The organism is Planktotalea sp., assembly GCF_039984035.1.
GTDB lineage: Bacteria > Pseudomonadota > Alphaproteobacteria > Rhodobacterales > Rhodobacteraceae > Planktotalea.
This window is the reverse complement of record NZ_JBDWVM010000021.1, coordinates 1-7,819: the sequence shown is the minus strand read 5'-3', so window position 1 is coordinate 7,819 and position 7,819 is coordinate 1. Positions and strand designations below refer to the sequence as shown.

At 55.6% G+C, this 7,819-nt stretch carries 7 protein-coding genes and 1 pseudogene; 5 read left to right on the top strand and 3 right to left on the bottom strand.

Annotated elements, in window-relative coordinates; genetic code table 11:
* Both ABJQ89_RS01040 and deoC read right to left on the bottom strand, forming a co-directional pair.
* The coding region (locus ABJQ89_RS01040; RefSeq protein ID WP_348494423.1) for an aldehyde dehydrogenase family protein at nt 1-1,810 on the bottom strand (1,810 nt) is incomplete at its 3' end.
* 11 nt (nt 1,811-1,821) lie between these two features.
* Nucleotides 1,822-2,811 carry a deoxyribose-phosphate aldolase gene (gene deoC, locus ABJQ89_RS01035; RefSeq protein WP_348494422.1) on the bottom strand — a complete coding sequence of 330 codons (990 nt, stop codon included), beginning with the start codon at nt 2,809-2,811 and terminating at the stop codon, nt 1,822-1,824.
* Nucleotides 2,812-3,007: 196 nt separating this feature from the next.
* On the opposite strand from deoC, the gene ABJQ89_RS01030 reads away from it, so the two are divergent.
* The 5 genes from ABJQ89_RS01030 (at nt 3,008) to ABJQ89_RS01010 (ending at nt 7,557) form a co-directional block, all read left to right on the top strand.
* Nucleotides 3,008-3,967 carry a zinc ABC transporter substrate-binding protein gene (locus ABJQ89_RS01030; RefSeq protein ID WP_348494421.1) on the top strand — a complete coding sequence of 320 codons (960 nt, stop codon included), beginning with the start codon at nt 3,008-3,010 and terminating at the stop codon, nt 3,965-3,967.
* 84 nt (nt 3,968-4,051) lie between these two features.
* Nucleotides 4,052-4,774 carry a metal ABC transporter ATP-binding protein gene (locus ABJQ89_RS01025; protein ID WP_348494424.1) on the top strand — a complete coding sequence of 241 codons (723 nt, stop codon included), beginning with the start codon at nt 4,052-4,054 and terminating at the stop codon, nt 4,772-4,774.
* Nucleotides 4,775-4,777: 3 nt separating this feature from the next.
* Nucleotides 4,778-5,983 (top strand): metal ABC transporter permease, encoded by a 1,206-nt coding sequence (locus ABJQ89_RS01020; RefSeq protein ID WP_348494420.1) that lies wholly within the window; start codon nt 4,778-4,780, stop codon nt 5,981-5,983.
* A complete protein-coding gene (locus ABJQ89_RS01015; RefSeq protein WP_348494419.1) occupies nt 5,980-6,909 on the top strand; it encodes a metal ABC transporter permease in 930 nt (309 codons plus the stop codon). Before ABJQ89_RS01020 ends, ABJQ89_RS01015 begins: the two co-directional genes overlap by 4 nt.
* 111 nt (nt 6,910-7,020) lie before the next feature.
* Entirely contained in the window at nt 7,021-7,557 is a 537-nt protein-coding gene (locus tag ABJQ89_RS01010; protein ID WP_348494418.1) for a ricin-type beta-trefoil lectin domain protein, read from the top strand.
* 82 nt (nt 7,558-7,639) lie between these two features.
* Here ABJQ89_RS01010 and ABJQ89_RS01005 read toward each other — a convergent pair.
* Nucleotides 7,640-7,819, bottom strand: a pseudogene (locus tag ABJQ89_RS01005) (hypothetical protein); the annotation flags it as partial.

Genomic DNA, 7,819 nt, shown 5'->3' with positions numbered 1-7,819 from the left:
CTTCGACCTCTGTCTTGCCGGTCTTTCTGCCCGTCATCGCATCAATGCGCATGGCAAATTCGTCTGCGCGGGCAGAGAGGTTTTCCGCGAGATAGTAAAGGATCTGTGCGCGGAGGTGGCCAGTGGTTTTTGACCAACCCTTGGCGCCTTGCGCGGCCTCAACCGCGTTGCGAATGTCCTTGCGACTGCCGAGCGATACATCCCCTAGTTTTGCGCCTTGCTTGGAATAGATGCCTTTGGAATACCCGCTGTCGGGGCGCGCTTGTTTACCGCCGATGTAGAGCTTGGCGGTGCGATCAATGGGGTCGGTGCCAGCGTCACTGCCTCTGAAGGCCTCTAGCTTAGGCAGCGCTTTGGTTTTCGCTTTCGGCTTGGTGTAAGCGGCAAGACCTTCCCAGCCTCCCTCACGACCAAAGCCACTTTCGCGCACGCCGCCGAATGGTGCGGCAGCATCGAAGAGGTTTGTCGCGTTCACCCAGACCACGCCAGCGACCAATTGCGGTGCGATATCTAGGGCGAGATTGACGTTCTCGCTCCAAACAGTCGCGGCAAGGCCGTAGCGCGTGTTGTTGGCCAATTGCACCGCTTCCGCAGGGGTGCGGAAGGTGGTTGCGCAGAGCACGGGACCAAAGATTTCTTCCTGCATCAGCGCGGCAGAGGGGGACAGGCCCGTGATCAAAGTTGGCGGATAGAAACAGCCGCCCTCAGGCATGTCGCACGCGGCCTGATGCATTTGACCTTCGGTATTCGCATCGACCATCTTTGTGATCTGATCGAGCTGGATAGGGTCTACAACAGCGCCCACGTCGATACATTTATCAAGCGGATCGCCGATGCGTAGACCGTCCATGCGCTTGCGTAGTTTGGCGTAGAAGGTCTCAGAAATGTTTTCCTGAACAAGCAGACGAGATCCCGCGCAGCAGACCTGCCCCTGGTTGAACCAAATGGCGTCGACAAGCCCTTCAACAGCGCTGTCGATATCCGCATCGTCGAAGACGATGTAGGGCGATTTGCCACCTAGCTCCAAGGTTAGTTTTTTGCCCGAACCAGCGGTAGCCTCGCGGATGCGGCGACCGACAGAAGTAGACCCTGTAAAGGCGATTTTGTCGACATCGGCGTTGACGATCATCTCACCAACCGCGCCATCGCCTGTCACGATATTTACGACGCCTTTCGGCAGGCCAGCCTGTCGGCAAATGTCTGCAAAGAGTAACGCAGTCAGTGAGGTATATTCAGCAGGTTTCAGAACAACCGTATTGCCCATCGCAATGGCTGGCGCGATCTTCCAAGCGAGCATCAGCAGCGGGAAGTTCCATGGGATGATTTGACCACAGACACCCAATGCCTCACGATCGGGAAGTTCATCTTCCATCAGTTGAGCCATGCCTGCGTGATAGTAGAAATGGCGCTGCGCCAATGGGATATCGATGTCGCGGCTTTCGCGGATCGGTTTACCGTTGTCGAGCGTCTCTAACACAGCGAACAGGCGCGAATGTTTCTGCAACAAACGGGCGATGGCATAGAGATAACGCGCACGACCTGCGCCGCCGATCTTGGCCCATTTACCCTGCGCCTTACGCGCGGCGCCTACAGCCAAATCAACGTCGCTTTGCGTGGCTTGGCTCAGGTTGGCCAGCACTTCGCCCGTCGCGGGGTTGCGGCTTTCGAAGCCATTCGCAGGTTTAGTGAAGGCTCCATCGATAAAGTGGCCAAATTGGCTACCTTGATCGATCAACCATGCAAGGGCATCGCCTGCGCTTTCGGGGGCAGGGCCGTAATCCATTTTGTCCAAACGCTCGGAAATAGTCATGTTCATTTCTCCTAGGCCAGCGCGTGGCGGTAGCTGGCGGAATATGCGCCTGTCACGTGGTGTTCTAATTGACGTTCAATGTCGTTGAGCAACGAGGATGCGCCAAAGCGGAAGAGGTCGGGCTGTAGCCAGCGGTCCCCAAGTTCATCCTTCATAAGGGCAAGGTAGATTAGGGCGTCTTTTGCCTTGGAAATGCCACCCGCAGGTTTGTAGCCAACGCGGTAACCCGTTCGGTTATAATAGTCGCGGATCGCGCGGATCATTACCAAGGACACAGGCAACGTCGCGTTGACGCTTTCCTTGCCTGTGGAGGTTTTGATGAAGTCAGCGCCTGCCATCATGCAAATGAGAGACGCGCGCGCGACGTTGCGCAAAGTGCCGAGCTCACCTGTAGCAAGGATCGCTTTGACATGGGCATCACCGCAAGCGGCGCGGAAGGCGCGCATTTCATCGTAGAGCGCTTGCCAGTCACCAGAGAGCACATGGCGGCGGGAAATTACGATGTCGATCTCGGCTGCGCCTGCTTTGACGCTTTCCTCAATCTCTGCAACGCGCAGATGAAAGGGTGAAAGGCCCGCGGGGAAACCGGTAGAGACCGCAGCGACGGGAATGCCTGACCCTTGCAGCGCATCGACAGCGGTTTCGATCATATCGTGATAGACGCAGATCGCGCCTGTTTGCAGTCCATCAATACCAAGCGCTTCGGCAATATCGCTGCGCAGAGGGGCGCGCGCTTTAGCGCAAAGGCGGCGCACGCGTTCAGCGGTGTCATCGCCTGAAAGCGTGGTTAGATCGATGCATTGAACGGCGCGCAGCAGCCATGCGGCCTGATATTCTTTCTTCACGCTGCGACGACCGGGCAGGGTTTTTGCCCGCCGTTCAATCGCAGAGGTGTTTGCTTGAACCGAACGAACCCAGCTCAGATCAAGGGGCATCCCTGGGTTTCGCGGCTCAACCGTTTGCGGCAAATGCGTGTGCGTGTGTGCTGTTTCGACAGACATATAGGACTCTCCAGCCGATGGCTTTGTTGATCAACCTGTCCCATGACGGATGGTGTTTGGCAAGCGATGGCATGACGTCAGCGTCCATTATTTGACCATATGATCAGCTTTTTTGGTTCTTTGTTGCGAATAATTCGCAATTGCATTGACTTTTTGATAATGACTCGCATATTCATTCTCAACAGAAGGAATACAAATGTCTTTTAATCGACGCCACTTCCTGACTTTGACCTCTGCCGCAGCCCTCGCGCCGCGCCTGTCTTTTGCATCTGAAGTTCTCAGTATCGTTGCCACAACTGGCATGATTGCAGACACGGCACATCGTATTGGCGGTGCGCATGTTGAGGTGCGCGCGTTGATGGGGTCGGGCGTTGATCCGCACGCTTATCGCCAAACACGCACTGACATCACGGCAATGACCCGTGCTGATTTGGTTCTGTGGCATGGTCTCTACCTTGAAGCGCAGATGGAAGATTTCCTTGTTAAGCTTGATCGTCGCCGCACTGCCATTCCTGTTGCAGATGCGATGCCGAAAGAGCTGTTGCTCTCGCATGAAGACTATGACGGTCGCTTTGATCCTCACGTTTGGATGGTTCCGGCGCTGTGGGTTAACGTCGCGCGTCGTGTTGCAGAAGTGTTGAGCGAAGCTAAACCAGACGCCGCTGACGATTTCGCGGCGAACCTGAAAGCGTTTGAGGGTGAATTGAGCGCGCTGCAAACCTATGGCGAAACTGTTCTTGCGACGGTTCCAGAAAGCGCTCGTGTTTTGCTGACGGCGCATGATGCCTTTGGCTATTTCGGTCGTGCCTTTGGATACGAAGTGATCGGCATTCAGGGCATTTCCACAGAAAGTGAAGCGGGCTTGAACCGCATTTCGTCGCTGGTTGATATGCTGGTCGAGCGCAAGATTGGCGCGGCTTTCGTGGAAAGCTCTGTCTCGGACCGCAACATTCGCGCGTTGATCGAAGGCGCGGCTGCGCAGGATCATACGGTTTCGATTGGCGGTGAACTGTTCTCTGACGCTATGGGCGCGGATGGCAGTTATGAAGCGACTTACATCGGTATGATCGACCACAACATGACAACGATTGCTAAGGCGTTGGGTGGCACTGTGCCCGAGCGCGGCTTGAACGGCAAACTTGCAGTGGGGAGTTAAGATATGAGCCCGATTGAACTGGCAACATCGGATGGCACACGTTTGAGCGAAGCACAGGCTGACGCGGCTTTGGCAGTGCGCGGCATGACGGTGAGCTATGGTCAAAAGCCAGCGGTGTTCTCCGTTGATATGACTGTGCCTGCGGGATCAATGACAGCGATCATCGGACCGAACGGTGCAGGCAAATCGACGCTTTTGAAAGCGGCGCTTGGCGTGATTACACCGCTTGCCGGCACAGCGCAGGTTTTTGGTCAGCCGGTCGCGCAAGCGCGCGCACGCATTGCTTATGTTCCGCAACGTGCAAGCGTAGATTGGGATTTCCCAACGCGTGTTTTGGATGTGGTCCTGATGGGTCTTTATCGTGAGCTTGGCCTGTTGGGTCGTTTGCGCGGTGCGCACAAAGCTAAAGCGATGGAATGTCTTGAACGCGTCGGTATGCAAGATTTCGCGCGCCGTCAAATCGGCCAACTTTCAGGCGGCCAACAACAGCGTGTTTTCCTAGCGCGCGCCCTTGCACAGAACGCCGATCTTTATCTTTTGGATGAACCATTTGCGGGTGTTGATGCGGCGACGGAGAAGGCTATCATCGATGTGCTTCAAGCCCTGCGTGCAGAGGGCAAAACGGTTGTTGCTGTGCATCATGACCTTAGCACTGTCGCTGACTATTTTGACCGCGTGTTCCTGATAAACACGACCCGCGTTGCAGAAGGCACGGTTGAACAGGCGTTCACACCGCAGCGCTTGCAAGAGGCCTATGGCGGGCGTTTGGCGACGGCGCAACTCGGCCAGACAGCGCTTGGCGCCTAAATCATGCTTTGGTCAGCTCTGACCCTTCAGCTCGGGTATAATGCTACGCTTGTGACCCTTGGTGCGATGCTTCTGGGGATTGCGGCTGGTGTTACGGGCACCTTCCTTTTCCTACGTAAACGGGCGTTGGTGAGCGATGCGATTTCGCATGCAACACTACCGGGTGTTGGCATTGCCTTTATTATTATGGTCGCGCTGGGCGGTGACGGTCGCAGCTTGCTGGGGTTGATGCTTGGCTCTGCTGCCTCTGCTTGGGTTGGGCTGCTTTGTATTGGCGCGTTGACACGGCGCACGCGCCTTGCGGAAGATGCCGCGATTGGGGCGGTTTTATCGGTCTTTTTTGGCATCGGCATTGTGCTTTTGACCTTTATCCAAACGATGAGTGAAGGACGCCAAGCGGGGCTTGAGGGCTTCTTGCTCGGCTCCACTGCTGGGATGCTGTATTCGGATGCAGTGATCATTGCTGTGGGTGGCGCTGTTGTTCTTGGGGCGGTGATTGCTTTTCGCAGGCCATTGAGCGCCGTTGCGTTTGATCCTGAGTTTGCTGCGTCCAGTGGTTTGAATGTGCCACGGCTTGATTTGATTATGATGGGCCTTGTTATGGCGATCACTGTCGTTGGTCTTAAGATCGTAGGTCTGATCCTGATCGTTGCGCTGCTGATCATCCCGCCCGTGACTGCACGGTTTTGGAGCGAACGCGTGACAGGCGTTTTGTGGGTTGCAGGTTTTGTTGGGGGCGCTGCGGGATTTGTCGGGGCGGCCTTGTCCGCTGTTGCGCCCGCGCTTCCCACCGGACCTGTCATCGTTTTGGTACTCTTTTCGATGTTCGCGCTTTCGTTGCTGTTCGCGCCAGCACGCGGTGTTTTGGCGGCGGTTTTGAAACACCTGTCGTTTCAGCGGCGCGTGCACATTCGTCAGGGTCTTTTGGCGCTGGCCCAGGGACAACCTATCTACGAAAAACTCACCCTGCGCCTTTTGCGTCGCGCGGGTCTTGCGCGTGCGGATGGCGTTGCAACTACGGATGGAAAAGCGCGTGCCGCTAAGGCGCTCAGAGATGAACGTCGCTGGCAAATGGCACGTTCGCGCGAGGAATTTGCGCTCGCTGCGACCTTCTATGACGGGTTGACGGAAATTGAGGGCGTTTTGACCTCTGACCAGATTGATGAACTGGATCGTTTGATCGGCCCACCAACAGGAGTGCAGGTGTGATGGGTGAAGAATTTGTAGCCCTGTCACTGCCGCCGATATTGATCGGCACGCTTGCTGCGATTGCCTGTGCTTTGCCCGGAAACTTTCTGTTGCTGCGACGTCAGGCCCTGATTGGCGATGCGATCAGCCATGTTGTGTTGCCCGGAATTGTTGTCGCTTTCCTTGTGACGGGTGTCGTGGCGGCGGTGCCTATGATGATCGGCGCGGCTGGTGCGGCATTGATCGCGGTTGGCATGATTGAAGCCATTCGCAGGCTCGGCCGGATCGAACCGGGCGCTGCGATGGGCGTGACATTCACATCTATGTTCGCGGCGGGTGTTTTGCTGCTTGAACAATCGGACACAAGCGGCGTCCATCTGGACGTGGAACATGCGCTTTTCGGCAATTTAGAGAGTTTGATTTGGCTCGACGCGACCGGCTGGGGATCTCTGCTGGATCAAGACGCATTGGCCTATGTTCCTGAGGAATTGCCGCGATTGGCGGTGGTTCTTTTGCTCGTCAGTGTCTTTACGTGGATTTTCTGGCGTCCATTGAAGCTGTCGACCTTTGATGAAGCCTTTGCGCAAAGCGTTGGCATCCGCACTGGTGCCTTGGGGTTTGCATTGGTTGTTGTCGCGGCGCTTGCCGCTGTTGCTGCGTTTGATGCGGTGGGATCAATCATTGTGATCGCGATGTTCATCTGCCCGCCTGCAGCCGCGCGGCTGATGACCAATTCGCTCGGCGCTCAAGTCGCGTGGAGCGTTTTGTTCGCAACCTTGTCTGCGGTCTTCGGCTATGTGTTGGCGGGATATGGCCCGCTATGGATTGGCGCTGATAACGCAGTAAGCGCAGCTGGGATGATTGCTGCTGTTTCAGGTCTTATCCTCGCGATCACTGCTGCTCTTGGGCCGCAAAGAACGAGAAGCGGCGCGCCTGTAGAAGGCTGAACCAACGCGGAATTAGGCTATAACTCGCCGCCAACATTTTTTCCGACGGAATTCTCAAATGATCCCGTATAATGACAGTAATTCGAAATATGATTCATTGGGACATTCGTTATGTTTAAACACTCAATCCTTTGCGCGCTGACTGGTACGATTTTGACGGCTGCGCCTTCCTTTGCAGAAAATGTTGAAATCTATCTGATCGATATGTTGGACAACAAACAGGCCGGCTATTGCGTCGATATCGCAGGTGGCAAAGGCGAAAGCGCGGACCCTGCGGATGGCTTGCAAGGACACACATGCTATAGCCCCGGCGGCGCGCTTGGTTTTGATCAGGTGTTTGACACGGCGCGCTTTGCAGATGGCCAACTTTACATGACAAACTTTGATGTTTGCGCGGAGATTTCGTCGGCCTCAGCAGGTAGTTCCGTTGGCTTGGCGAAATGCGATGGCGGCGCGACTCAGAGTTTTACATTCTCAGGCAGCGGTACAATCACGCCGAATGCAGCGCCTGAACTTTGCCTCACGGTTGGTGAAGCGACACGCAGCGGTCGCAGCGCTGTGAACCAGATCAAAGTGATGTCCTTGGAAACATGTAGCGCAGACCAAGCGGCGTACCAAACATGGGGCGTGCGCAGTTCTTTGAATTAAGTCAGGCACTCGTTTTCTGAACTAGAAATAGCCACTCTTGGGAGTGGCCATTTTTGTTGAAGCTGTCGATGGCTTTTTCAGATCAGACCATTTGACGGGCGCGTTGACCGTAAAGCGATGCCAAGCTTGACGCGTTTGATTGAAGTTGTGGGAAGATTTGGAACATTTCGTTGCGTTGCCAAGGCGTCAGCATGCGGAGCGCCTGTTTGCCGGGGTAGTAGGATTCTGAGGCTACCCCGTTGCCGAATAGGACTTCGTGGTT

Excerpts from the sequence above, each read along its gene's own strand:
- ABJQ89_RS01010 (WP_348494418.1), top strand. The coding sequence starts at position 7,021 with ATGTTTAAACACTCAATCCTTTGCGCGCTGACTGGTACGATTTTGACG.
- ABJQ89_RS01030 (WP_348494421.1), top strand. The coding sequence starts at position 3,008 with ATGTCTTTTAATCGACGCCACTTCCTGACTTTGACCTCTGCCGCAGCC.
- ABJQ89_RS01020 (WP_348494420.1), top strand. The coding sequence starts at position 4,778 with ATGCTTTGGTCAGCTCTGACCCTTCAGCTCGGGTATAATGCTACGCTT.
- ABJQ89_RS01025 (WP_348494424.1), top strand. The coding sequence starts at position 4,052 with ATGACGGTGAGCTATGGTCAAAAGCCAGCGGTGTTCTCCGTTGATATG.
- deoC (WP_348494422.1), bottom strand. The coding sequence starts at position 2,811 with ATGTCTGTCGAAACAGCACACACGCACACGCATTTGCCGCAAACGGTT.